This window comes from Mycolicibacterium sichuanense (genome assembly GCF_033741125.1).
Taxonomy (GTDB): Bacteria; Actinomycetota; Actinomycetes; order Mycobacteriales; family Mycobacteriaceae; genus Mycobacterium.
Genome location: NZ_JAWQPU010000002.1, coordinates 591053 through 613903, shown reverse-complemented (window position 1 = coordinate 613903; position 22851 = coordinate 591053). Strand labels below are relative to the sequence as shown.

The window sequence follows — 22851 nt, the reverse complement described above, 5'->3', positions numbered from 1 at the left end:
CGCTTGTCCTCTCTTGGTGAAAGAACCGACGGTCACGATTCCGGTGCTGCTCTAGGAGCCAACGCACCGCGGCCGGCTTTCGTTGCCGCGATTCGGCGTCGGCGGTACGCCCCTAGCGAAAGTCCGTCGCACCCCGGCCCGGCGGTGCAGAACTGGCAACCGGTGCCTACGTTGCCGAGTGGAAGGCGTCGATGACGTCGGCGGGGATGCGGCCGCGGGTCGAGACGCTGTGGCCATTGCGGCGCGCCCACTCCCGGATGGCGGCACTCTGTTCGCGATCGATGGTCGCGCGGCCCCGCCCGGAGGATGCCGAACGACCGCGACGCCTACCCCCGACCCGGCGGCCGGCCTCCACCCACTGCTTGAGATCGCCGCGCAACTTCTGCGCGTTCTTGGACGACAGATCGATCTCATAGCTCACGCCGTCGAGCGAGAATTCGACGGTCTCGTCAGCACTTTCCTCACCGTCGAAATCATCGACTAAGGTGACGATAACTTTCTTCGCCATTGGCTCACACAGACCCTTCTACCCGGGCGCGCAGTCGTACTTCGCTTCAAACCCGGGACAATGCTTGCATAAGAACCAAGGCAATTCAACACAAAAGTATGAAACTGCTTCAGCCGTGTCGGCGCGCGTCTCGTCGGACGAGCGGAAACAAAACCGTCTCGCGAATGGACAGACCCGTCAATGCCATCAACAAGCGGTCGACACCCATTCCGGTTCCCGTCGTCGGGGGCATGCCGTACTCGAGCGCCGCGAGGAAGTCCTCGTCGAGCACCATGGCCTCGTCGTCACCCGCTGCGGCCGCCCTGGCCTGCGCGGCGAACCGCTCGCGCTGCACGACGGGGTCGATGAGTTCGGAGTAGCCGGTCGCCAGTTCGAACTGCCGGACGTAGAGGTCCCACTTCTCCGTGACCCCGGGAATGCTGCGGTGAGCGCGGGTAAGGGGCGTGGTCTCGACGGGGAAGTCCCGGACGAAGGTGGGCGCCCACAGAGTGGCTCCGACGGTGTGCTCCCAGAGTTCCTCGACCAGCTTGCCGTGCCCGAAGCCGCGGTCCCGCGCGACCTCGACGCCGAGCGAGTCGGCGATGGCCCACAGCCGCTCGGCTGGGGTCTCGGGGGTGATCTCCTCCCCCAGCGCCGCCGACAGGGACGGATACATTTCCACCGTCGCCCATTCCCCATCGAGGTCGTAGGTGGAACCGTCCGGCAACGGCACGTTGCGAGTCCCAATGGCCTCGTCTGCCACTTCTTGAATAACCTCACGCGTCACTACCGCGGAATCGTCATACGTTCCGTAGGCCTGATAAGTCTCGAGCATCGCGAATTCCGGGGAATGCGTGGAATCGGCACCTTCGTTTCGAAAGTTGCGATTCAACTCGAAGACCTTCTCGAAACCTCCGACCAACGCACGTTTGAGGAACAACTCCGGCGCGATGCGCAGGAAGAGGTCGGCATCGAGTGCATTGGAGTGCGTCACGAAGGGTCGGGCCGCGGCACCGCCGGCGAGGGTCTGCAGCATCGGCGTCTCGACTTCCAGGAAGCCCCGCCGCTCATACGCCGAGCGCACCGCGCGGACGACGGCCACCCGCTGCCTGGCGATGGTGCGCGCCTCCGGTCGCACGATCAGGTCGACGTAGCGCTGCCGGACCCGCGACTCCTCGCTGAGTTCCTTGTGCGCCACCGGAAGGGGGCGCAGAGCCTTGGAGATGATTTGCCAGGAATCGGCAAGCACAGAGAGCTCACCGCGCCGCGAGCTGATCACCTCGCCGTGGACGAAGACGATGTCACCGAGGTCGACGTCGGCCTTCCACGCGTCCAGGGATTCCCGGCCGACGCCGTCGAGGCTGATCATCGCCTGCAGCTGCGTGCCGTCCCCCTCCTGCAGCGTCGCGAAGCAGAGCTTGCCCGAGTTCCGCGCGAACACCACGCGGCCGGCGATCCCGACGACCTCGCCCGTCGCCGTGTCGGCCGCCAGCCCCTCGTGCTGGGTGCGCAGCTCCGCCAGGGTGTGCGTACGCGCCACCTCGACCGGATAGGGGTCGCGGCCCTCGGCGATCAGCCGTTCACGCTTGGCCTGCCGGATCCGGAACTGCTCGGGGAGATCGGCATCGGCGTCGGGGGCATCGGTGCCGTGGGTATCTGCAGAGGTCACGACGTGCCAGCTTAAATGAACGAATGCCCGCACCCATCCACGCGACCGCGGTGGCCGCCCTGGCGGACCAACCGATCGACTGGCGATACAAGGGGTTGCCGTCCGCGTGGTGGGGGCGAACGGCGGCCCAGGTGCGCCGTGCTGCCCCCGATCCCTTCTCCGACGGAGCCGTCGGTCCGCTGTGCGTGCTGCGGGCGTCCGCGCTGGACCACAACCTCGCGACGATGGCCGGCTGGTGCCGCAGTCGCGGCGTCGAACTGGCACCGCACGGCAAGACTCACATGTCGCCGCAGCTGCTGGCGCGCCAGTTCGACGCCGGCGCCTGCGCGGTGACGGTGGCGACCATCAGCCAGGCGCGCACCTACCGGGCCTTCGGGGTGAACCGCGTCGTACTGGCCAACCAGCTCGTCGATGACGCCGGACTGCGTTGGCTGGCAGCTGAATTGGACGCCCATCCCGACTTCGACCTGGTCTGCTGGGTCGATTCGGTCGACGGTGTCGCGGCGATGACGGCGGCGCTGTCCGCCGCGGGTGCGAAGCGACCGGTCGAGGTGTGCGTGGAGGTAGGCGCGCCGGGCGGGCGCACGGGGGCCCGCGACGCGGACGCCGTCGACGCGGTGGCGCGTGCCGCGGCCGCATCCGATCGGCTGCGCCTGGTGGGCGTGGCGGGGTACGAGGCAACGGTCGCCGCCGAAACCGCCGCGGCCACCCGCGACGGCGTGCGAAACCATCTGCGGCGGATGCGCGCCGCGGCCGAGCGCCTGGTCTTCGAATCCGACGAGGTGATCGTCTCCGCGGGCGGCAGCAGTTACTTCGACCTGGTGGCCGACGAGCTGACCGGCTGGGCCGCCGGGCCGCGGGTGCGCACCATCGTCCGCAGCGGGTGCTATCTCACCCACGACGACGGGCTGTATCGCCGCAGCTCACCGCTGGGGGGACCGACCGGCCTGAGGCCCGCGCTGACGGTGTGGGCGCAGGTGGTGTCGTGCCCGGAGCCGGAGCTGGCACTGGTGACCATGGGGCGGCGCGACGTGTCGTTCGACGCCGGGCTGCCGGTGCCGTATGGCCTGGCCGACAGCCACGTCACCGCGCTCAACGACCAGCACGCCTATCTGCGGGTCGGGGCGGGCGACCGGGATCGGGTCCGCGTCGGGACGTGGCTCGAATTCGGCGTCTCGCATCCGTGCACGACGTTCGACAAGTGGCAGCTGATCCCGGTGCTCGACGATGATGGCCGGGTCGTCGACCTGGTCCGGACGTTCTTCTAGCGGGGTGACAGATCGAGCCAGCCGAGACGCCGGCTGATGCTCTCGGCCGCTGCGATCGTCAGCTTGGCGATGGCGTCGAACTCGTCCTCGCCGAGCCGGTAGGACGGACCGGACACGCTGAGCGCCGCGACCACCCGGGACTCCGCGTCGTAGACGGGCGCGGCGACGGCATTCAGACCGACTTCGAGCTCCTCGTGCACACTGGCCCAGCCGCGCCCTCGCACCACTTCGAGTTCGGCCTCCAGCGCCGAACGCGACGTGACCGTCTGGTCGGTGAACGATTCGAGTCGGCCGTCGAGGCGCTCGCGAAGTTCGGCGGTGGTCAGCGCGGCCAGCAGCACCTTGCCGCTCGAAGTCGCATGCGCCGGGCAGCTCTGGCCAACCCAGGTGCGCAGTGCGATGCCCGACGCGCCGTTGGCCTCGGCGATGTTGACGATCCGATCGCCGTCGAGCACCGCCAGATTCGTGGTCTCCCCGGAATCCACCGCCAGCGCATCGCAGGCGGCTTGGCTCTGCTTCACCAAATCCAGTTGGGCGCTGGTGGATCGGGCCAGCCGCGCGATCGTGAAACCCAGCCGGTACTTGCCCCGATCGGAGAGCTGCTCGACGTAACCCCTGGCCTCGAGCACCGAAATGAGCCGGGAGACAGTCGATTTGTGCACACCGAGCTCGGCGGCGATCTCGGTGACACCGGCCTGCCCGAGTGCCGCCAGGATCTCCAGCACCAGCAGCGCGCGGTCGACCGACTGAACGGTGGCAGACTTCGCACCGTCCTCGGCCTTGCCCGTGACTTCCGCTCTACCCATCGCAAGCGACCCTATACGGCGGGAATGCCGAAGTTGCCGACACGTCTCTGGACCGCCGCGATCTCCCGCAGTCCGTCGTTGAGCAGGCTGCGGTTCAGCGGTGATAGTTCCGACATCGTGATCACGTCACCGGGACGTTTCCCCGCGGCGAGTTGCTCGACCTGGTGGGTCATCCGCAGGCGCTGCAGCATGACGAAGACCTCGGCGAGCGTGCCGGCGTCGCGCTCGGCCAGCGCTCCGGTCGCGGCCGCGGCCGCCAACCGCGCCGGCGTCGACGCAGAGGTGACCTCCCCGGCCAAGCCACCCCACCTAGCCAGGTTGACGATCGGGGTGACCGCGTGGTTCTTCAGGTCGAACGTGCCACCGCGGCGGGAGAGTACGTCACGAAGCGAGCGGGCGCGGACCCGTCCGGACAGGGCGTCCAGCAGCTGCAGCCGCAACGCGTTCGGATGCTCGGCACGCATCCTGCGGTAGGCCGCGGGGACGGCGTGCAGTGCGCCATCCCCCCACACCACCCTGCCGTCGAGCAGCAGCGAGGACAGGATCAGGCCGCGGTGCACCAGCGGATCGTCGAGCCAACCCCTTGCCGCGGCGGCCCAATCCGACTGGGAGCGGCTGAAGTTGGGGCTCGACGCGATGGCGCCGTTGCTGTCCGACGGCAGGCCGCAACCGTCGAGGATGGCGTGGGTGCGACGGGCGACGGCCCGCAGCCGGGCACCCGCCGGGGCCAGGTCGTCACGCCACGACAGCGCGCTGTCCACGTCGGAGGACGGCATCGCCTCGCGCCGAGCGATGCTGCCGAGCGTCAGCCACGCGAAGCCCGCCCTCGGGGTGCCGTGTTCTTCCGCGGCGTCCTCGTGGGCGGCTGCGACCAGCGCGAGTTCGAGTGCCCGCCGGACCACGCTGTCGATGACCACCGAGAGGATGCCGCTCGTCGCGGCTGCCGTGGTGCCGCTGCGGTACAGCTCGCCGGCGACCAGGGTGACGCGCCGGGCGGCGGACTGCAGTTCGTCGGCGTCGGCGGCCAGCCCGATGGCGCGGCGCAACAGAAAGCTCTGTCTGGCGGAGGCGGCAAGCAGGTCGGCATCCTCGAGGACGCCGATCACCTCCCCGCGCGACGAGGTCACCGGCATGTGGCGAAGCCCGCTCTCGAGCATCTGCATCAGCACGGTCTCCGCGGTCAGGTCGGCGGTCACCCGCCGAGCCGGGGCGCTCATCACCAGGGTGATGGGAACCCGGACCGACAACCCCGCGGCGACCACGCGAGTGCGCAGGTCTCGATCGGTGAAGATGCCGAATTCACCGTCGGGCAGGGCGATCAGCGCGTACGAGACGTGGTGCTCGGTCATCTGGATGACGACGTCGCGCACCGAGGCGTCCGGCGCCACGATCAGCACGTCGCCGCGCACCAGCTCGCCGACCGGGCGGCCGTCGGCGGCGGGTACCAGAGCCGGCCGGGGTCTGGGTGGCACGCTCCACGCCGACGACGCCAGGAACGCCAGACCGGCGGGCTTGGCGAACTGCGCCCGGGTCAGGTCCCCCGGCAGCCGGACCAGGACGCTCGGCTCGGCGGCCCTGGCGACGAACTCCATGCCGCCGCCGGTCAACAGCGGGGTGTAGCCGAAGATGCCACCCGGCTCCACGGTGTCGATGGCCGCTCCGTCGGTCGCCTGCAGCGTGACTCGGCCCGTCCGGACGATCCAGACGTCGTCGGGAACGTGTGCCGAATAGTCGGCGATCACCGCGTCGGCGGCGAAGGCCACCGGCGTCGCGCCGGCGGCCAGCGCGGCGAGCTCGTCGGCCGGCATCGCCTGGAACGGCGTGTGTTCGGCGAGGAACTCCCTCAGGTCCCCCGGATCAGGTCCGCGCACTTCTCGGCCATGGTCATCACGGTGATGTTCGGGTTGACCGCTGGCAGTTTGGGCATCGCCGACGCGTCGACCACCCGCAACCGCGAGACCCCCTTGACCCGCAGCTCGGGGTCGAGCACGGCCATCGCGTCGGTGACCGCGCCCATCTTCGCGGTGGCCGCCGGGTGGTAGACGGTGTTGTGGGTCTGGTGCACGTAGTCGAGCAACTCGTCGTCGGTGGTCGCGTCCGGACCCGGCGCCAGCTCGCGGGCGATCCAGTCCTTCAGCGGGGCTTGCGCGCCGATCGTCCGGGCCAGCCGCAGACCGGTCAGCATGATCCGCTCGTCGTATCCCTCGGGATCGGTGAAGTACCGCGGGTCGACCTTGGGCCGGTCGCGGAAGTCCAAGCTGCGCAACCGCACCGTGCCGCGGGATCGGCCCTGGGTCACGTTGGGCGTCAGGCAGAATCCGTTGTCGGTGGTCGGATAGCCGCGGCGCAGCGTGTTCATGTCGAACGGCACGCTGCCGTAGTGCATCATCAAGTCCGGCTGCGCGATTCCCTCGTCGACCGTCGTGAACAGCCCGATCTCCCACCACTGCGTGGACGTGGTGACCATCGGGCGCGACGCCTCCCAGAACATCAGGCCCTCGACGTGGTCGTCGAGGTTGGATCCCACCCCCGGTGCGTCCACCCGGACCCGGACGCCGATCTCCCGCAGATGCTCGGCGGGCCCAATCCCGGAGAGCATCAACAGCTTCGGGGTATCGATGGCGCCGGCGGTGACGATCACCTCGCGCCTGGCCGACACGGTGTCGTACCCGGTCAGGTCGGGGCGCTGGTAGCGCACTCCGGTGGCCGCCTTGGCGTCGTCGAACAGGATCTCGGCGACCCAGCTGTTGGTGCGGACCTCCAGGTTCTTGCGGGTGCCCAGGATCGGGTGCAGGTAGGCGTGCGACGTCGACATGCGCGTGCCGTCCTCGCCGACGTTGATCTGGAACCACCCGGCGCCGTTGCGTACCGTCTCCCCCCGGTTGAAGGCCACCGTGGGCAGCCCGGCCAGTGCCGCGGCCTCCAAGACCGCCACCCCGCAAGGATCGTTGGGCGGCACGTCCTGCAACCGGACGGGGCCGGCGCGCCCGTGATCGCCCGGCGCGGTGTTGTTCTCCAATCGCCGGACCAGCGGCAGGATCTCGGCGGCGCTCCATCCGGTGGCACCCATCTGGACCCACTCGTCGAGGGCCTCGGCGGGCGGGTGGAACGCGATGCACGAGTTGTGCGACGAGCAGCCGCCGAGTACCTTCGCGCGGGCGTGCCGCATGAAGCTGTTGCCCTTCTCCTGCGGCTCGACCGGATAGTCCCAGTCGTAGCCCGAGTCGAGCAGGTGCATCCACTCCGACAGCGGCAGGATGTTCTGATCGCCGACGTCGGACGGGCCCGCCTCGACGAGACACACCGTCACGTCGGGGTCCTCGGACAGGCGCGCGGCCAGGACGCAGCCGGCCGTGCCGCCACCGGCGATGACGTAGTCGAACACGTCGTCCGCCATCAGAGTTGGGGATCCTTGACCGCCGCGGCGTGTGATTCCAGGGTGCCAATGTGGTGGCGGCCCTTGATGCCGTACCACAGCAGACCGAACCCGAGGATCACGCCGATGTAGACGAAGGCGCCCCAGGTGTTGTACCAGGGGTCGCCGTAGACGGCCACCCGCGGCCAGGCGAGGTTGATCGCCATGCCGACGCCCCACACCACCGCGACGATGTTGACCAGCATGCCCCAACGCCCCATGGTGAAGTAACCGCCCTCCTTCAAATCCCTTGGCGGCCACTGGCCTTGAAAGCGCTTCTTCAGCATCGGGCCGGTGACCATCAGGTAGGCCAGGTAGATCATGATGATCGCGATCGACGTCAGCACGGTGAAGATCTTGGGCTGACCGATGTTGATCACCAGGATGACCGCCGCGATCACGCCGATGACGATGGCCGGGACGATCGGGGTCTGGGTCTTGGGGTTGACGCGAGCCAGCTTCTCGCCGAAGGGAAGTGCGTTGTCCCGGGCCATGGCGAACGTCAGCCGGATCGCCGCGGTGTGCACCGCGAGCGTACACACCGTCACCGCGACCACGATGCAGACCAGGAACACCTTGCCCAGCGGGCCCCACATCACCTGCTCGACGATGTACTGCAGACCGCCGCTGCTCTCGCCGATCTTGGGATCGTTCAGGTCGGGCGCCGACATCACCGCGAAGACCAGGATGGCCCCGCCGATGACGAACGAGGCGAGGATGGCCCGCAGGATGGCCTTGGGTGCGGTGCGCCGCGGCTCGACGGTCTCCTCGCCGAGTGAACTGGCGGTGTCGAAGCCGTACATCACGTAGCCCGAGGCGAGTGACGCGATCAGGAAGGCGCCGAGGTAGCCGCCGGGCAGCCCGGCCCCGTATCCGTTGGTGGAGAAGAACACTCCGGGACCGCGGGTGCTGCTACACGCCAGGATGATCGCGATCAGCACGGCGGCGATCAGCTCGATGAACACGCCGGCGCTGTTGATCAGCGCCATCAGCCTCACGCCGAGCGCGTTGATCAGCGTGGTGAACGCGATCAGGATCGTGCCGAGCACCACGGCGTTGGCGGCGAAGTCGTACTCGCCGGTGCCGTCACCGATGATTTGGAACCCGCTCCACAACCGGGGCAGGTTGAGCTGGTAGGCCAGCACCACCGCCGAGATGGTCACGATGGACGCGGTGAGCATCAGCCAGCCCGAGGACCACCCCACGATGCGGCTGCCCAGCTTCTTGGACCAGTTGTAGACCGAGCCCGCGACCGGATACTTCGCGGCGAGCTCCATGAAGCACAGCGCGACGGCCATCTGCCCGACGAACACGATGGGCCAGGACCACAGATAGGCGGGACCCGCGGTGCCGAAACCGAAGTAGAACAGCTGGAAGGTACCGGTCAGGATCGAGATGTAGCTGACCCCGGCCGCGAAACTGGCGAACTTGCCGATGCTGCGATCCAAGGATTCCTTGTAACCGAAGTCGTCGAGGCCGCCGCTGTCGGCGTCCGTCGAACTCGTCTCCACAGCCATGATGACGTCCTCTCGAAGGGTCGTGGCTATTCGCCCTTGAACCAGCCTGCGGGTTTTGGCGCCGTGTTGTGCCAAATGTGTTTGATCTCTTGGTATTCCGCAAGGCCGGTGGGTCCGAGCTCGCGGCCGTTACCAGACTTTCCGAATCCGCCCCACTCCGCCGCGGCGGTGTAGTAGCCGAAGTCGTTGAGCCACACCGTGCCGTGGCGCAGAGCGCGCACCACACGTTCGCCCCGCGCCGGGTCGGACGTACGAACGCCCGCCGCGAGACCGTATTCCGTGTCGTTGCCGAGCGCGATCGCCTCGGCCTCGGTGGTGAATCTCTCGACCGTGAGGATGGGCCCGAAGGTCTCCTCGCGGACGATGCTCATCGACCGGTCGCACCGGTCGAAGATCGTCGGCAGGTAGAAGCTGCCGTTGGCAAGCGCCGGGTCGGTTGGTCGTGCGCCACCGGTGAGCAGCTTCGCGCCCTCCGAGATCGCCGCCGCGACATGGGCTTCCACCTTGGCGCGGTGCTGCTCGGACACCAGCGGGCCGGTCTCGCTGGCCGGATCCATCCCGTCGCCCATCCTGATCTTCTCGGCGCGCTCCACCAGAGCGGCCACGAAGTCGTCGGCGATGGACTCCTCGACGATCAGCCGGGTGCCCGCCGAGCACACCTGACCCGAATGCAGGAAGACTCCCGTCAGCACCTGGTCGACTGCGCTGTCCCAATCGGATCCCGCGCCGATGTCGGCGAAGACGAGGTGCGGATTCTTGCCGCCGAGTTCGACGGCGACCTTGGTGACGTGCTCGGCGGCCACCTTGGCGATCGTCCGGCCGGTGGCCAGGCCGCCGGTGAAGGAGATGAAGTCGACGCACGCGTTGTCGGTCAGGGCGGCACCCAGTGCGGCACCGCTGCCCTGCACCAGGTTGACCACGCCGGCCGGCACCTGCTTCTCTTGGAAGGCCTCCTCCAGCAGGCGCACGAACGCGATCGTCGACAGCGGCGTCACCTCGCTGGGCTTGGCGACCATGGTGCAGCCCGCCCCCAGCGCCGGTGCGATCTTCCACGACATCTGCAGCAGCGGGTAGTTCCATGGCGCGATCAGCACGCAGACACCGATCGGTTCGCGGACTACCCGGCTGATGATGGTCGGGTCGCCGACGTCCACCACCCGGTCGGCGGCGACTCCGACCAGCCGGGCGTAGTAGCGGAACACCGACGTCACGTCGTCGATGTCGATTCGGCTCTCCGCCAGGGTCTTTCCGGTGTCGCGGGTCTCCAGTTCGGCGAGGGACTCCCGGTCGCGCTGCAGCAGGTCGGCGATGCGGTCCAGTAGTTGGGCCCGTTCGCCGGCCGGCGTCGCGGGCCACGAGCCCTCGTCGAACGCCGCGCGCGCGGCCGCGACAGCGGCGCGCGCATCGGCGTCGGTGGCCTCGTCGACGACCGCGACGACGCTGCCGTCGGCGGGGTTGACGATGTCGCGCGTACCCCCGTCGGACGCGTGCACCCACTGGGCACCGATGTAGAGGTCGGGCTCACCGTTCACGTGTCACCTCGAGTCGTCGACGCCGGAGTGCGTGCCGACTCGGGACACTACCCACTCGTGGAACTCCGCGATGTGGTGTTCGGAGGGAACGAGTACCCCGCCCTTGCGATACGCCCGGGAGGACATCGCCGGCTGGGTGCGCTCGCAGGCCTCGAAGTCCTGCTCGTTGACGCGGTGGAACAGCTCGACCGAACGGGACACGTCCCGGCCCTGCGCCACGACGTCCGGGGTGTAGAGCCAGTCGCACTCCACCACGGTTCGATCAGCCGCCATGGGATACATCCGGTGGAAGATGATGTGGTCGGGCACCAGATTGATGAACACCGTCGGCTTGACCGTCACGGCGTAATAGCGGCGGTCCTGATCCTCGGTGACACCGGGCAGCGTCTCGAACCCCTCGCTGCCGTCGATGGTGAAACCCGATACATCCGAGCCAAACTCCGCACCGTGGCCGACGTAGTACTGCGCGGCCAGGCCCTTGGCGAACTCGGGCAGCACCTCGGTCAGCTCGGGGTGGATGGTGGCGCAGTGGTAGCACTCCATGAAGTTCTCGACGATGAGCTTCCAGTTGGCGGCCACGTCGTAGACGACCCGGCGACCGACGGTGAGGTTCTCGATGTCGTAGTGGTCGATGGCGGTGGGGTCGCCCAGCCGGTGGGTGACGGTGCCGATCACCTCGTCGGCGAAGGACGGCGGGTCATCCGCCAGGCAGACCCAGGCGTATCCCAGCCACTCGGTCAACGCGACCGGCACCAGACCGTAGGCGTACCGGTCGATGCCCTCACCCGACGCGTCCTTCAGGGCGGCCAGGTTGGGTGCCGCCACGAGCTTGCCGTCCAGCGCGTAGGTCCAGGAGTGATAGGGGCAGCGCAGGTTTCGCCGCACCTGCCCCTCGGACTCGGTACAGAGCGCGGCGCCGCGGTGCCGGCACACGTTCAAGAACGCGCGCAGTTCACCGTCGCGTCCCCGCACCACCAGCACGCTCTCCCGCCCGACCTGGACGTTCTTGAACTGGCCCGGGTTGGCCAGCTCGCCGGAACGGGCAGCGCAGAACCACATGCGCTCGAAGATCTGGTCCTGCTCGGCGGTGAACACCGCGGCGCTGGTGTAGAACACACCGCCGAGGGTGGGTAGCAGCGCCGGCGGGTGCTCGGTGCCGGGTGGGTGGAGCATGGGCGAAGGGGAGGTCGTCACGTCGTCACCAGTCTGCGTGGGTCGAAGAGGTCGATGGGATGGTCGGTCGAGCCGGTCATCGCGAGGTCGGCGAGGATCTCGCCCACGACGGGCACGAACTTGAAGCCGTGGCCCGAGAAGCCGCACGCCACGGTGACGTTCACCGATTCGGGATGCCGGGCGATGACGAAGTGCTCGTCGGGGGTGTTGGAGTACATGCAGGTCGCCGAGTGCACGCACGGGCCGTCCAGGGCGGGCAGCAATTCGCCGACGCGCTCCCGCATCTCGGCGATCTCGCGGGGGTGCACCGTCCGGTCGATCGTCTCCGGGGTGCAGACGATGCCCTTGCGGAAGAACGCGACCTTCACCCCGCCGGCCGGGCCGTCGATCGCCGGGAAGCCGTAGATCTGCTGCCCGGCGGCGTTCTCGTCGATGAAGATCGGCTGGTCCTCGAAGGCCGCCGTCCCGCCGACGGGGTCGAGCCAGTAGAGCACCTGACGCTCGACGGTGATGGGGATGCCGAACTCGGCGAGCAACTGGGGCGCCCAGGCGCCTGGGCAGATCACCAGCTGACCGGCCGCATACGTGCCGCGGTCGGTGGTCACGCGCACGCCGCCGGAGTGCTCGGACCACTCCAGGACCTGTTCGCCGAAGTTCAGGGTGGCGCCCTCGCGAATGGCGAGATCGATGTGCGCCTGCACCGTCAGCTCCGGGCGCGCGAAGCCGGCCATCGCCTCGTACAGCGCGACGTGGCCCTGCGCCAGCGTGAAGTTGGGGAAGCGGGACGCCACCTCGGCGGCATCGAGCAGGTCGTGCGGCAGCGACCATTCCTGCGCCGCGCGGCGGCTACCGGCCACCGTCAGGCAGTCGGGGGGACCGCTGAACAATCCTCCGGTGATCCGGTAGACCTCGCGACCGGAGTCCCTTGCCAACGTCTCCCACAGCTCGTAGGCCCGCAGCAGCAGCGGCACGTAGGCGGGATCCTCGAAGTAGGACTGCCGGATGATGCGGGACCCGCCGTGGCTGGAACCCTTGTCGTGCGCGGGGGTGAACTTCTCCAGGCCGAGCACCCGCTGGCCGCGGGCGGCCAGGTGGTAGGCCGCCGAGCTGCCCATGCCGCCAAGCCCGACGACGATGACGTCGTACGCCTCGCTCATCGCTGCCCTCTGCTCTTCGCGCGAGCGCTCATCGCCTGATCCTCGTCATCTCGGGATCCACCACCGGCTCCGCGTGCACGGTCGCGCCGTACCGGCTGCCGCGGTAGTCGACGGCGACGACGTCACCGGGCGTGGTCGTGGCGGGCAACCAGGCGTATGCGATGCAGCGCCCGACGGTGGTCGAGTAGGCCGCGCTGGTGACGTAGCCGATCCACTCGCCGGCCCCGCTGGCGCGGAACACCGGCTCCTTGCCGAGCACCACCGCAGTCGGATCGTGGAACACGATGCTGCACAACGTCTTCGCGGGCGGGGCAGCCTTCTCGAGCGCGGCCTTGCCGACGAAGTCGGCCTTGGTCATCCGGACGGCGAAGTCCAGACCCGCAGCGGCGGGGAGGTGCTCGGCGGTCATGTCGGTCCCCCACGACCGGTAGGCCTTCTCGATGCGCAGGCTGTTGAACGCGATCCGGCCCGCGGCGATCACGCCGTGCTGCTCCCCTGCCGCCCAGAGCAGGTCCCACAGCGCCGCGCCGTAGGCCGCATCGGCGTAGATCTCCCAGCCGAGTTCGCCGACGTAGGACACCCGCATCATGGTCACCGGGATGGCTCCGAGGTAGGTGCTCAGCGCCCGGAAGTACTTGAACCCCTGGTGCGAGAGGCCCTCCTTGCACAGTGGCTGCACCAGGTCGCGGGCGGCCGGCCCCCAGACCCCGACGCAGCACGTCGCACTGGTGACGTCGCGCACCGCCACGCTGCCGTCCTCGGGCAGGTGGCGGGTGATCCAGTCGAAGTCCATCGGTCCGTTGGCACCCACCTGGAAGCGCTCGGCGGCCAGCCGGGCCACGGTGAGATCGCTTCGCACGCCGCCATTCTCGTCGAGCAGCAGCGTGTAGGTCACCGATCCGACGCTCTTGTCGACGTCGTTGGTGGTGAGCCGTTGCAACAGTGCCAGCGCACCGCGACCGGTGACCTCGTAGCGCGTCAGGGGCGTCATGTCGTACATGGCGACGCGCTCGCGGGTCCAGTGCGCCTCGGCGATGGAGATGGGCGACCAGAACTTCGCCGCCCACTCGTCGCGTTCGGGGAAGGCCAGCCCGTCGTCCTCGAGCCGTTGCGCCAGAGCGCCGTTCGCCTCGTACCAGGCCGGGCGCTCCCAGCCGCCGCCCTCGAAGAAGAACGCGCCCAACTCGAGTTGGCGCGGATGGAACGGGCTGGTGCGCAACCCGCGCAACGCCTCGCGGTACTGGTGCGGGTGGACGATGTCGTACACCTCGACGAAGGCCTGGGAACTGGTGGTCATGATGAACTCGTCGCTGCGTGCCACGTCCTCGAACCGATACAGGTCGCACTCGTGGACGTCGGTCGCCGGGATTCCGTCGACGATCCACTCCGCGGTGGCCTTCGCGACCCCGGCCGAGTGGGTCACCCACACCGCCTCGGCCACCCAGAATCCGCTGAGCTCGCGATGCTCGCCCATGATCGAGAAGCCGTCGGGCGTGAAGGAGAAGATTCCGTTGAAGCCCTGCTCGATCTTCGAATCATGGAGCACGGGAAGCAATTTGACCGATTCGCGCCAGGCGGGGATGAAGTCCTCGTCGGTGAACGGAAGCATCGAGGGCATCTGCTCGCCCGCCGTGTCGGCGGCCAGGGTGGAGACGTCGACCGGCATCGGACGATGCCCGTAGTAACCGATGCCGATGCGGTCGACGTGCTCGCGGAAGTAGAGGTCCTGGTCCTGGTGCCGCAGGATCGGCAGCCCGGCCTCGGCGGTTTCGGTGTTGCGACCGACGAGCGGTTCGATGCGGCCGGTGGTCGCGTACTGATGCGCCATCGGCACCAGCGGCACCACCAACCCGACCTGCTTGGCCAGCTGGGCGCCCCAGAAGCCGGCGCAGCACACGACGACGTCGGCGGGGAGCACGCCGTCGGCGGTCTGGACGCCGGTCACCTTCCTGCCGTCGTCGAGCACGCCGAGCACCTCGGTGTGGGGCAGGAACCGCGCCCCGCGCGCGACCGCGGTCTGCGCCTGCGCCTCGACCGCGCGGACTGCCTTCACCAAACCATCGGTGGGAGTGTGGAATCCACCGAGAATGCGGTCGGCGTCGATCAGTGGATGGAGTTCGGCGCACTGGCCCGCGGTGAGCAGTTCACCGGAGATGCCCCACGATTGCGCCCAGCCGGCCTTGCGGTGCAGGTCCGCCCAGCGCTCGGGGGTCGAGGCAACCTCGAGGCCGCCGGTCGGGTTGAAGGCCCAGCCGCCGCGGTGCTCGAGGCGGCTGAACTTCTCGGTGGTGTACTTGGCGAACTCCGACATGGTCTTCGACGGGTTCGTCTGGAAGACCAGACCGGGGGCGTGCGACGTCGATCCACCGGTGGCGAAGAGGGGTCCGCGATCGACGACGGTGACGTCGGTCCAACCGCGAGCGGTGAGTTCGTCGGCCAGCGAGCTGCCGACGATGCCCGCACCGATGACGACGACCTTGGGGGCTGCCAAGAGATCCTCCGACTGTTGCATGATGCGCAACTAGCGTGCTGTACGCAACACATGATTCTCCCGCGCGCGCCCCTCGTCAACAGGAAGACGTGATTCGGGCGCGGTAACGCCTCCGAGGCGACCGAGGAAGCGCCGAACCCGCGGGGTGGGCAGGGCTAGCGGGGCTGGCGGCCCTTGCCGCGGGTGTCGTTCAGGTTGCGCTCGAACACGAGCCGCAGGCCCTCGAGCGTCAGGTGCGGCTCGTGGTGGGCGACGGTCTGCAACTCCGGCAGCAGCAACGGTGCACTGTGCCCGGTGGCGACCACCACGACGTCGGCGCCCCCGAACCCGTCGACGTTCTCGCGGACCCGCCTGACCAGGCCGTCGACCAGGCCGGCGAAGCCGAACACGGCACCGGATTGCATGCATTCGACGGTGTTCTTGCCGACCACCGACCGCGGCCGGGTCAGCTCCACCCGGCGCAGCGCCGCCGAGCGGGCGGCCGCGGCATCGGAGGACACCTGGATGCCGGGCGCGATCGCCCCGCCCAGGAACTCACCCTTGGCCGAGACCACGTCCACGCAGATCGACGAGCCGAAGTCCACGACGATGGCGGCTCCCGCATGGCGCTGATAGGCCGCCAGGCAGTTGACGATGCGGTCGGCGCCGACCTCCTTTGGATTGTCGACCAGCAGCGGGATGCCGGTGCGCACGCCCGGCTCGATCAGCACGTGCGGCACCGACGGCCAGTACTGATCGAGCATCACCCGGATCTCGTGCAGCACCGACGGCACGGTCGACAACGCCGTCGCGCCCGTCAACCGCTCGGAGTCGTCACCGATCAACCCGTCGATCGTCAACGCCAACTCGTCGGCGGTGACTTCGGCCTCGGTGCGAATGCGCCAGTGCTGCACTACCTTTGCGTGGTTCCCCGTGCCCGAGATGAGCCCGACCACGGTGTGGGTGTTACGAACGTCGATCGCGAGGAGCACGGCGTTCAGTTCCTCCAGGGCAGTTCGTGGTTGGGGCCGTCGGCGACCCGCGAGTGCCCGTCGATGCCGCCGGCGGCGCCGACGTCGATGGCGATGTTGTCCAACAACCTGGTCCGGCCCAGCCGGGCGGCCACCAGCATGCGCGCCGGGCCCTCGGCAGGTGCCGGCCCCAGCCAGTTGTTGCGCACCTCGAGGTAGTCGACCTCCAGCGCGGGCACCTCGTCGAGGACCGCATGCGCGGCGTCCACCGCCTCGGCGGCCCCGCGGGACGCGGCGTACATCCCGGCCAGCAATGCCGCCGAGAGCGCCCCGGCCTGTTCACGCTCGTCGTCGTCGAGATACCTGTTGCGCGAGGACATCGCCAACCCGTCGGCCTCGCGGACGATCGGCACGCCGACGATCTGGATGCCGAGGTCGAAGTCGTCGGCCATCTGCCGGATCAGCACCAGCTGCTGGTAGTCCTTCTCGCCGAAGTACGCCCGGTCCGGCCGGACGATCTGCAGCAGCTTCAGCACCACCGTCAGCATCCCGGCGAAGTGCGTTGGCCGAGAAGCGCCTTCGAGCTCGGTCCCCAGCGGGCCGGGCTGCACCGTGGTGCGCGGTCCATGCGGGTACATCTTCGCCGCGGTCGGCGCGAACACGACGTCGACGCCTTCTGCCCGCAGCGCCGCCAGGTCGGCGTCCAGCATGCGCGGGTAGGCGTCGAGGTCCTCACCGGCGCCGAACTGCAAGGGGTTGACGAAGATCGAGACCACCACCACCGAACCTGGCACGCGCTTGGCGGTGCGCACCAGCGCGAGATGACCGTCGTGCAGCGCACCCATCGTCGGCACCAGGACGACGCGCCGGCCGGTGGCCCGCAACGCCCGGCACACGTCGGACACGGCCTGCGGGTCGTGGTAGAGGTTGAGTTCGCCGGCGTTGAATGCGGGCGGTTTGCGGACCGTCACGTGCGTCCCCCTTCTGTCGGTCCGGTGAGCACTGCGAACACATCGGCGGGGGCGTGTGCTCGCTGTGCGGTACGGCGGGAATCGGCCCGATAGGCTTGCGCCAGTTCGGGGTTCACGGCCTCGAGCGCGTGCAGATGGGCGGCAACGGCGGCCGCGTCCCCTCTGGCGACGGGTCCGGTGAGCGCGGCCTGGCCGCGTTGCAGCGCGTTCTCCAGCGAGGCCCGCGCCAGCGGACCGAGAACCCGCTCGGCAATGCCCCCTGGCGCTTCACCGACGACCTCCTGGCCGAGGAGTTCCTGCCCGGCAAGCGCGGTCCGCAGCGCTTCGACGGCGTCGAGCACGACGGTGATCAGATGATTGCCACCGTGGGCGAGGGCCGCGTGATAGAGCTGGCGGTCCTCCTCGCCGACGCCGAAGGGTTCACCACCGATCTCCAGCACCAGCGACTGGGCGATAGCGCGACCGACCTCGTCGGCCGCGGTGATGCCGAAGCACGCACCCGAGAGCCGGCTGACGTCCTCGTCGGAACCGGTGAACGTCATCGCGGGGTGGATCGCCAAGGGGATGCAGCCCAGCCCGGTCAGCGGCGCGAGCACGCCGATGCCGTTGGCTCCCGAGGTATGCACGACGATCGTGCCCGGCCGGACTGACCCGGTGGCGGCGAGACCGGCCACCAGAGCGGCGAGTTCGGCATCCGGGACGGCCAGGATCAGCAGCTCGCAGTGGGCGGCGACGTCGGGAACGGGCAGGATTCGGGTGTCGGGGAGCCGCCGTTCCGCGCGCAGGCGGGAGGCGTTGGAGATGGCGCTGCACGACACCACGACGTGTTCGGCACGTTCCAGAGCCACACCGAGGGCGGTGCCGACCCGGCCGGCGGAGATGATGCCCACCGTGAGCCGAGCCGGACGCAGTCCGTCGGGCTGCACCATCGCAGACGACCTCGCATGTCGATCGAGAAGCGTTGCGGTCCCGGCTGGAGCGGGTACCGCACGGTCGCGTCGAGACTAACTCACTCCTCGCGGCGGCGACGACGGCCGCCTCCGGTGGAACTGGCCTGCAGTCGGGCCATCAACTCCGAGACCGGCTGACCGCCGATGTGCTGCCCGGCGGACTCCTCGGAATCCTCCGCGCCGCGGTGCCGGGCGGCTTGGCGCTCCTGCGCCTCGGACGGGGCTGGCGCCGGGCTGGCCAGCGTCGGTGCGGTGCGGCGGCCGGGGTCGGCCTCCGATGGCGCCGAATGGCGGGCCCGCCGGGCCGATTCGGCTGCGGCGGCGGCCGCCGTCTCGGCCGTCTCGACCGAGTAGTGCCGTCCCGGCCTTGGCGACTCGGGCGCAGACGGTGGGGTCATCGCGGGGGGCGGCGGGGTCGGCTCCGCGGGCGGTGCCGGCGCGGGCTGAGCAGCTGGTCCGGCCATGGCTGGCTCGGGCGCAGCTGGTTCGGCCATGGCTGGCTCGGGCCCGGCCGATCCGGCCGGGTTCGGTTCGCCCCGTTCGACGACGGGGGACGCCCAGTTGCTCCCCGGCGCGCCGGCCGGGATGAACTGGCCCTCGGCAGGCGCGGGCCGCCAGCCGTTGCCCGCTGGAACGTGCCGACCGGGCTCCTCGGGCTGCGAGGGCGGGGGCTGAGGCGGCGGGGCCGGTGGCGGCGAGCCTTCGACCGGCGCCCAGGGCCGCCGGGGACCCGACTGCGTCGTGGGCTCGCGCTGTGGCGGAGCCGGGGGTTGGCCGGGTTGACGCCACCCGGCGTCGACGGGCTGCCCCTCCGACGCGCGGCGGTGGGCACCACCCGGCACCTGCGGAGCCCAGGGATCCTCCGGCGGCTGCGGTTCGACGGGCACGTCGATGATCGGACTCTCCTCGGTGTTGGGGTCCGAATCCTCCCGAGCCTCGGTGTCGATGCGGCTGCTGATCACCCGGCCGGGACCGAAGGACCGATCGCGCTCCTCGCCGGGGCCGCCCCCCTTGGCAGACGTCCCGGCTGCGAAGGCGTCCCAGTCACCGAAGTGGTGCACGGTGGTGCGTTCGGTCTCCAGTGCGGGCCTGCTCTGCAGATCGGTGTCGAAGATGATCTCCAGGTTGGTGCGCAGCGCGGCGAGTTCGGCCCGCAGATTGGCCACCTCGTCGGATGCCTGGGCCCGCAATTCCGAGGCCAGCTCGCGGCGCAGCTGCGCCTCGACCGACAGCTCGTACTCCCGGCGGGCCGCGATCTCGCGATCGAGCTGCAGGTCGTAGACCAACTTCAGGTCCCGCGACTTGGCCTGATCGATGTCGGACTGCCTGCGGTAGATGAACGAGACGAAGGCAGCCGCCACGGCCGCCCACAGCGAGACGATCACGGCAAGTTTGAGGAGTTCGACCTTGTTGGTGAAGACCAGCGCCGAACTGGCCACGATGGCGAGCACCAGCAAAGCCGTCAACAGCAACGAGCCCGGCCTGCGGTTGCCGCGGCGCGCGCGGGTTCCACGGGTCGGATCGGTCATGGGCCGACTGTACCTGCGGGAGGTCTCATCGCCCACCGTCCACACCGGCGATTCTCCTGGTCAGCTGCTCGCGACCTCATCCGGGCGCGCCGTCGGCGTCCTCCGGCGGCTCCTCGGGCGACTTGCAGCAATGCTGCAGCCACAGCGCCGCGAGCACCAGCGCCAGCGCACTCGCCGCAGCCACCACCGAACCCGGGATACTCCCGCCCGCGAAGGCTTCGCTTCGCCTGGGTAGCAGGTAGACCAGCACGCCGACCCACCAGCCCAGCACCAGCGCCCCCACCCAGGCAGACGCCTTCGCGATCATCACCGCCCTGGCCACCGCCAGGGGATGCAACCAGCCGGGACCGTCACCGATCTTGCCGTTGCCAATCTTGGACCTCACGTAGAACGCCCAGCCCGCCTCACCGGCGGCCACCACCAGCAACGAGAGCCCGGTCCAGACGGTGATTGGCGGAAGCCACCGGTAGGTCAGCCGCACCACGACGTAAGCCAGTAACGCGACGAGTACCGTCGCACCCGTCAGGTCGCGCCTGCGCGTCGGCCCCATCAGATCCCCACGGCGAGGTCGACCGGCCGGACCCCGGCACGCTCGGCGGCATCCAGTTCGGCCAGCAGACTCGCGACCGGACGGCTCGCGCCGTCGACGGTGAGGGTCGCCGCGGGATCGACCGCCAACCACGGCACCAGTACGAAGGCGCGCTGGTGCGCGTACGGGTGGGGCAGTGTCAGTACCTCGTCGGTGCTGCGCACCTCGGCCCCGCCGTCGTGACAGCAGATCAGATCGACATCCAGAGTCCTTGGGCCCCAATGCAACTCACGGGTGCGATGCGCCGCCCGCTCGAGTTCCTGGGCCCGGTGCAGCCAGCCGTGGCAGTCCAGTGCGGGATCGTCGGCGATCAGCACGGCGTTGAGGAACGGACCCTGTTCGACCCCACCCCAGGCTTCGGTCTCATAGACCGGCGACACCGCGCGGACGGCCGGACCGAGGCCGTCGGCCACCGATTGCAGATGCGCGAGCCGGTCCCCGACGTTGGAGCCGATCGACAGCACGACTCGGGTCACGTCGCCGAACCCCCCCTGCGCCGCGAGCGCCGCGCCACCACTGCCACGTCGGCGAACGTCAGCGGGATCGGGGCGTCGGGCTTGTGCACGACGACCTCGACGGCGTGCAACCGCTCGTCGGCCATCACGTCGTCGGCGATCTCCGCGGCCACCGTCTCGATCAGGTCGCGCGGCGGCCCGGCCACGATCGCCGCGGCGCGCTGCGCCAGCACCCCGTAGTCCACCGTGTCGGCCAGGTCGTCACTGGCAGCCGCCGGCGCCAGGTCGATCCACACCGTGACGTCGACGACGAAGTCCTGACCGTCGCGCCGCTCGTGCTCGAAGACACCGTGATGGCCACGAACAACCAAGCCGCGCAACTCGATTCGGTCAGCCACTCTCGCCCTCCCACGGCGGGGCGGCCTCCCACGCCTCGACGACCCGCAGCGCGTCCACCGAGGCGCGCACGTCGTGCACCCGCACTCCCCACGCCCCGTGCATCATGGCCAGCGCCGAGATCACCGCGGTCGCAGTCTCCCTGCCGTCGGGCGGCCGGGGCGTCCCGTCGGCGTCGGCCAACAGGGCCCCTAGGAAGCGCTTCCTGGAGGCTCCGACCAGCACGGGGATGCCGGTGTCGACGAATTCCGGCAGCGCCGCGAGCAGCGTCCAGTTGTGCTCGGCCGACTTCGCGAAACCGAGCCCGGGGTCGATGATCAGCAGGCCCGGGTCCACGCCCGCCGCCACCGCGGTGTCCACCGCGGCCAGCAGTTCGTCGCGGACGTCGACCACGACGTCGTGGTAGTCGGGCACCTGGTGCGGCCGGGCGGGGTCGACCGCGCGCCAGTGCATCAGGATCCACGGCACGCCGGCCTCGGCCACCAGCGGCGCCATGGCGGCATCGACCCGGCCGCCGGACACGTCGTTGACGATCGTCGCACCGCTCTCGAGTGCCGCCCGCGCGACCGCGGCGTGCATGGTGTCGATGCTGACCGTGATTCCTTGGGCGGCAAGATCCTCGATGACCGGGACGACCCGGCTGATCTCGACGGCCGGGTCGACACGGGTGGCACCGGGGCGCGTCGACTCCCCGCCCACGTCGACGATGGCGGCACCGGCGGCGACGAGCGCCAAGCCGTGTTCGACGGCGCGATCACGATCGAGGTAACGGCCACCGTCGGAGAAGGAGTCCTCGGTGACGTTGACGACGCCCATCACCCGCACGCGCGTCGAAGGCATGGATGGGTTCACTTGCGCAGGATGAGATCCAGCGCCTCGGCCCGCAACGTGGAGTCGGTCTTGAACTGCCCACGCACTGCCGAGGTCGTGGTACTGGCGCCTGGCTTGCGGATGCCGCGCATCGCCATGCAGAGGTGTTCGGCCTCCACGACGACGATCACGCCGCGGGGGTCGAGCTTGCGCATCAGTGCATCGGCGACCTGCGCGGTGAGGCGTTCCTGCACCTGCGGCCGCTTGGCGTAGAGGTCGACCACCCTGGCGAGCTTCGACAATCCGGTGACCCGGCCGTCCGCCCCGGGGATGTAGCCGACGTGGGCCACCCCGTGGAAGGCGACCAGGTGGTGCTCACACGTCGAGTACATCGGGATGTCCTTGACCAACACCAGCTCGTCGTGCTGCTCGTCGAACGTCGTGTTCAGGACGTCGTCCGGATCGGCGTAGAGCCCGGCGAACATCTCCTGGTAGGCCCGCGCCACCCGGGCCGGGGTGTCGGCCAGGCCGGACCGGTCGGGGTTCTCGCCGATGGCGTAGAGCAGCTCACGCACCGCCTTCTCGGCCCGAGCCTGATCGAAGGCGGCCGGCACGAAGGCGGCCGAACCCGGCTTGACCGCCGAGTCGGGTTCGAGTGAATTGGGCTTCGTCATCGGAGCCTCCTG

At 69.5% G+C, this 22851-nt stretch carries 20 protein-coding genes; 1 reads left to right on the top strand and 19 read right to left on the bottom strand.

The annotated features are described in order from the left end of the window. Positions 1–166 precede the first annotated feature (166 nt). Together lsr2 and lysS are read right to left on the bottom strand one after the other, a co-directional pair. Positions 167–508, bottom strand: coding sequence for a histone-like nucleoid-structuring protein Lsr2 (lsr2, locus tag SBI80_RS09805; protein WP_318974258.1), 342 nt, complete (start codon positions 506–508; stop codon positions 167–169). 109 nt (positions 509–617) lie between these two features. Further along, positions 618–2156: a lysine--tRNA ligase gene (gene lysS, locus SBI80_RS09800; RefSeq protein ID WP_318974257.1), complete on the bottom strand. Its 1539-nt coding sequence runs from the start codon at positions 2154–2156 to the stop codon at positions 618–620. 23 nt (positions 2157–2179) lie between these two features. On the opposite strand from lysS, the gene SBI80_RS09795 reads away from it, so the two are divergent. Next, positions 2180–3424, top strand: a complete 1245-nt coding sequence (locus tag SBI80_RS09795) for an alanine racemase (RefSeq protein WP_318974256.1) — start codon at positions 2180–2182, stop codon at positions 3422–3424. Here the strand turns inward: SBI80_RS09795 and SBI80_RS09790 are convergent. The 17 genes from SBI80_RS09790 to folE form a co-directional block, all read right to left on the bottom strand. Continuing rightward, positions 3421–4230, bottom strand: coding sequence for an IclR family transcriptional regulator (locus SBI80_RS09790; protein ID WP_318974255.1), 810 nt, complete (start codon positions 4228–4230; stop codon positions 3421–3423). The two genes, SBI80_RS09795 and SBI80_RS09790, sit on opposite strands and share 4 nt — an antisense overlap. Positions 4231–4241: 11 nt before the next feature. Further along, positions 4242–6038, bottom strand: a complete 1797-nt coding sequence (locus SBI80_RS09785; protein ID WP_318974400.1) for a putative nucleotidyltransferase substrate binding domain-containing protein — start codon at positions 6036–6038, stop codon at positions 4242–4244. A gap of 35 nt (positions 6039–6073) precedes the next feature. After that, complete coding sequence (locus SBI80_RS09780) at positions 6074–7627, bottom strand: GMC family oxidoreductase (RefSeq protein ID WP_318974254.1); 1554 nt, start codon at positions 7625–7627, stop codon at positions 6074–6076. After that, positions 7627–9162 carry an APC family permease gene (locus SBI80_RS09775; protein ID WP_318974253.1) on the bottom strand — a complete coding sequence of 512 codons (1536 nt, stop codon included), beginning with the start codon at positions 9160–9162 and terminating at the stop codon, positions 7627–7629. The genes SBI80_RS09780 and SBI80_RS09775 overlap by 1 nt, the downstream gene beginning before the upstream one ends. A gap of 26 nt (positions 9163–9188) precedes the next feature. Next, positions 9189–10694 (bottom strand): aldehyde dehydrogenase family protein, encoded by a 1506-nt coding sequence (locus SBI80_RS09770; RefSeq protein WP_318974252.1) that lies wholly within the window; start codon positions 10692–10694, stop codon positions 9189–9191. A gap of 3 nt (positions 10695–10697) precedes the next feature. Then, positions 10698–11867, bottom strand: a complete 1170-nt coding sequence (locus tag SBI80_RS09765; protein ID WP_318974251.1) for an aromatic ring-hydroxylating oxygenase subunit alpha — start codon at positions 11865–11867, stop codon at positions 10698–10700. Between the two features lie 17 nt (positions 11868–11884). Next, entirely contained in the window at positions 11885–13024 is a 1140-nt protein-coding gene (gene solA, locus SBI80_RS09760) for an N-methyl-L-tryptophan oxidase (RefSeq protein WP_318974250.1), read from the bottom strand. Positions 13025–13052: 28 nt separating this feature from the next. Continuing rightward, on the bottom strand, positions 13053–15536 hold the full coding sequence (locus SBI80_RS09755) for a GcvT family protein (protein ID WP_318974249.1): 2484 nt from the start codon (positions 15534–15536) through the stop codon (positions 13053–13055). A 134-nt stretch (positions 15537–15670) separates the two neighbouring features. Then, entirely contained in the window at positions 15671–16486 is an 816-nt protein-coding gene (locus SBI80_RS09750; protein ID WP_318974248.1) for a type III pantothenate kinase, read from the bottom strand. Positions 16487–16491: 5 nt separating this feature from the next. Then, positions 16492–17436, bottom strand: coding sequence for a pantoate--beta-alanine ligase (gene panC / locus SBI80_RS09745; RefSeq protein WP_318974247.1), 945 nt, complete (start codon positions 17434–17436; stop codon positions 16492–16494). Next, on the bottom strand, positions 17433–18365 hold the full coding sequence (locus SBI80_RS09740) for a Rossmann-like and DUF2520 domain-containing protein (protein WP_318974246.1): 933 nt from the start codon (positions 18363–18365) through the stop codon (positions 17433–17435). Before SBI80_RS09740 ends, panC begins: the two co-directional genes overlap by 4 nt. 80 nt (positions 18366–18445) lie before the next feature. After that, entirely contained in the window at positions 18446–19915 is a 1470-nt protein-coding gene (locus tag SBI80_RS09735; protein ID WP_318974245.1) for a DUF6779 domain-containing protein, read from the bottom strand. Between the two features lie 76 nt (positions 19916–19991). Continuing rightward, on the bottom strand, positions 19992–20465 hold the full coding sequence (locus SBI80_RS09730; RefSeq protein ID WP_318974244.1) for a DUF3180 domain-containing protein: 474 nt from the start codon (positions 20463–20465) through the stop codon (positions 19992–19994). Further along, the gene (gene folK / locus SBI80_RS09725; RefSeq protein WP_318974243.1) at positions 20465–20980 is read right to left on the bottom strand and encodes a 2-amino-4-hydroxy-6-hydroxymethyldihydropteridine diphosphokinase; all 516 of its coding nucleotides are present in this window, start codon (positions 20978–20980) and stop codon (positions 20465–20467) included. Before folK ends, SBI80_RS09730 begins: the two co-directional genes overlap by 1 nt. Continuing rightward, complete coding sequence (folB, locus tag SBI80_RS09720) at positions 20977–21357, bottom strand: dihydroneopterin aldolase (RefSeq protein ID WP_318974242.1); 381 nt, start codon at positions 21355–21357, stop codon at positions 20977–20979. The genes folK and folB overlap by 4 nt, the downstream gene beginning before the upstream one ends. Next, positions 21350–22195, bottom strand: coding sequence for a dihydropteroate synthase (folP, locus tag SBI80_RS09715; protein ID WP_318974241.1), 846 nt, complete (start codon positions 22193–22195; stop codon positions 21350–21352). Before folP ends, folB begins: the two co-directional genes overlap by 8 nt. An 8-nt stretch (positions 22196–22203) precedes the next feature. Next, on the bottom strand, positions 22204–22839 hold the full coding sequence (folE, locus tag SBI80_RS09710; RefSeq protein ID WP_318974240.1) for a GTP cyclohydrolase I FolE: 636 nt from the start codon (positions 22837–22839) through the stop codon (positions 22204–22206). Between the last annotated feature and the right edge of the window lie 12 nt (positions 22840–22851).

Coding starts and splice junctions, on each gene's coding strand:
- solA (WP_318974250.1), bottom strand. CDS start 13,024: ATGAGCGAGGCGTACGACGTCATCGTCGTCGGGCTTGGCGGCATGGGC.
- folE (WP_318974240.1), bottom strand. CDS start 22,839: ATGACGAAGCCCAATTCACTCGAACCCGACTCGGCGGTCAAGCCGGGT.
- SBI80_RS09775 (WP_318974253.1), bottom strand. CDS start 9,162: ATGGCTGTGGAGACGAGTTCGACGGACGCCGACAGCGGCGGCCTCGAC.
- SBI80_RS09790 (WP_318974255.1), bottom strand. CDS start 4,230: ATGGGTAGAGCGGAAGTCACGGGCAAGGCCGAGGACGGTGCGAAGTCT.
- lsr2 (WP_318974258.1), bottom strand. CDS start 508: ATGGCGAAGAAAGTTATCGTCACCTTAGTCGATGATTTCGACGGTGAG.
- SBI80_RS09780 (WP_318974254.1), bottom strand. CDS start 7,627: ATGGCGGACGACGTGTTCGACTACGTCATCGCCGGTGGCGGCACGGCC.
- SBI80_RS09730 (WP_318974244.1), bottom strand. CDS start 20,465: ATGGGGCCGACGCGCAGGCGCGACCTGACGGGTGCGACGGTACTCGTC.
- SBI80_RS09795 (WP_318974256.1), top strand. CDS start 2,180: ATGCCCGCACCCATCCACGCGACCGCGGTGGCCGCCCTGGCGGACCAA.
- SBI80_RS09755 (WP_318974249.1), bottom strand. CDS start 15,536: ATGCAACAGTCGGAGGATCTCTTGGCAGCCCCCAAGGTCGTCGTCATC.
- SBI80_RS09740 (WP_318974246.1), bottom strand. CDS start 18,365: ATGGTGCAGCCCGACGGACTGCGTCCGGCTCGGCTCACGGTGGGCATC.
- SBI80_RS09785 (WP_318974400.1), bottom strand. CDS start 6,038: ATGCCGGCCGACGAGCTCGCCGCGCTGGCCGCCGGCGCGACGCCGGTG.
- SBI80_RS09735 (WP_318974245.1), bottom strand. CDS start 19,915: ATGACCGATCCGACCCGTGGAACCCGCGCGCGCCGCGGCAACCGCAGG.
- SBI80_RS09765 (WP_318974251.1), bottom strand. CDS start 11,867: ATGCTCCACCCACCCGGCACCGAGCACCCGCCGGCGCTGCTACCCACC.
- folP (WP_318974241.1), bottom strand. CDS start 22,195: ATGCCTTCGACGCGCGTGCGGGTGATGGGCGTCGTCAACGTCACCGAG.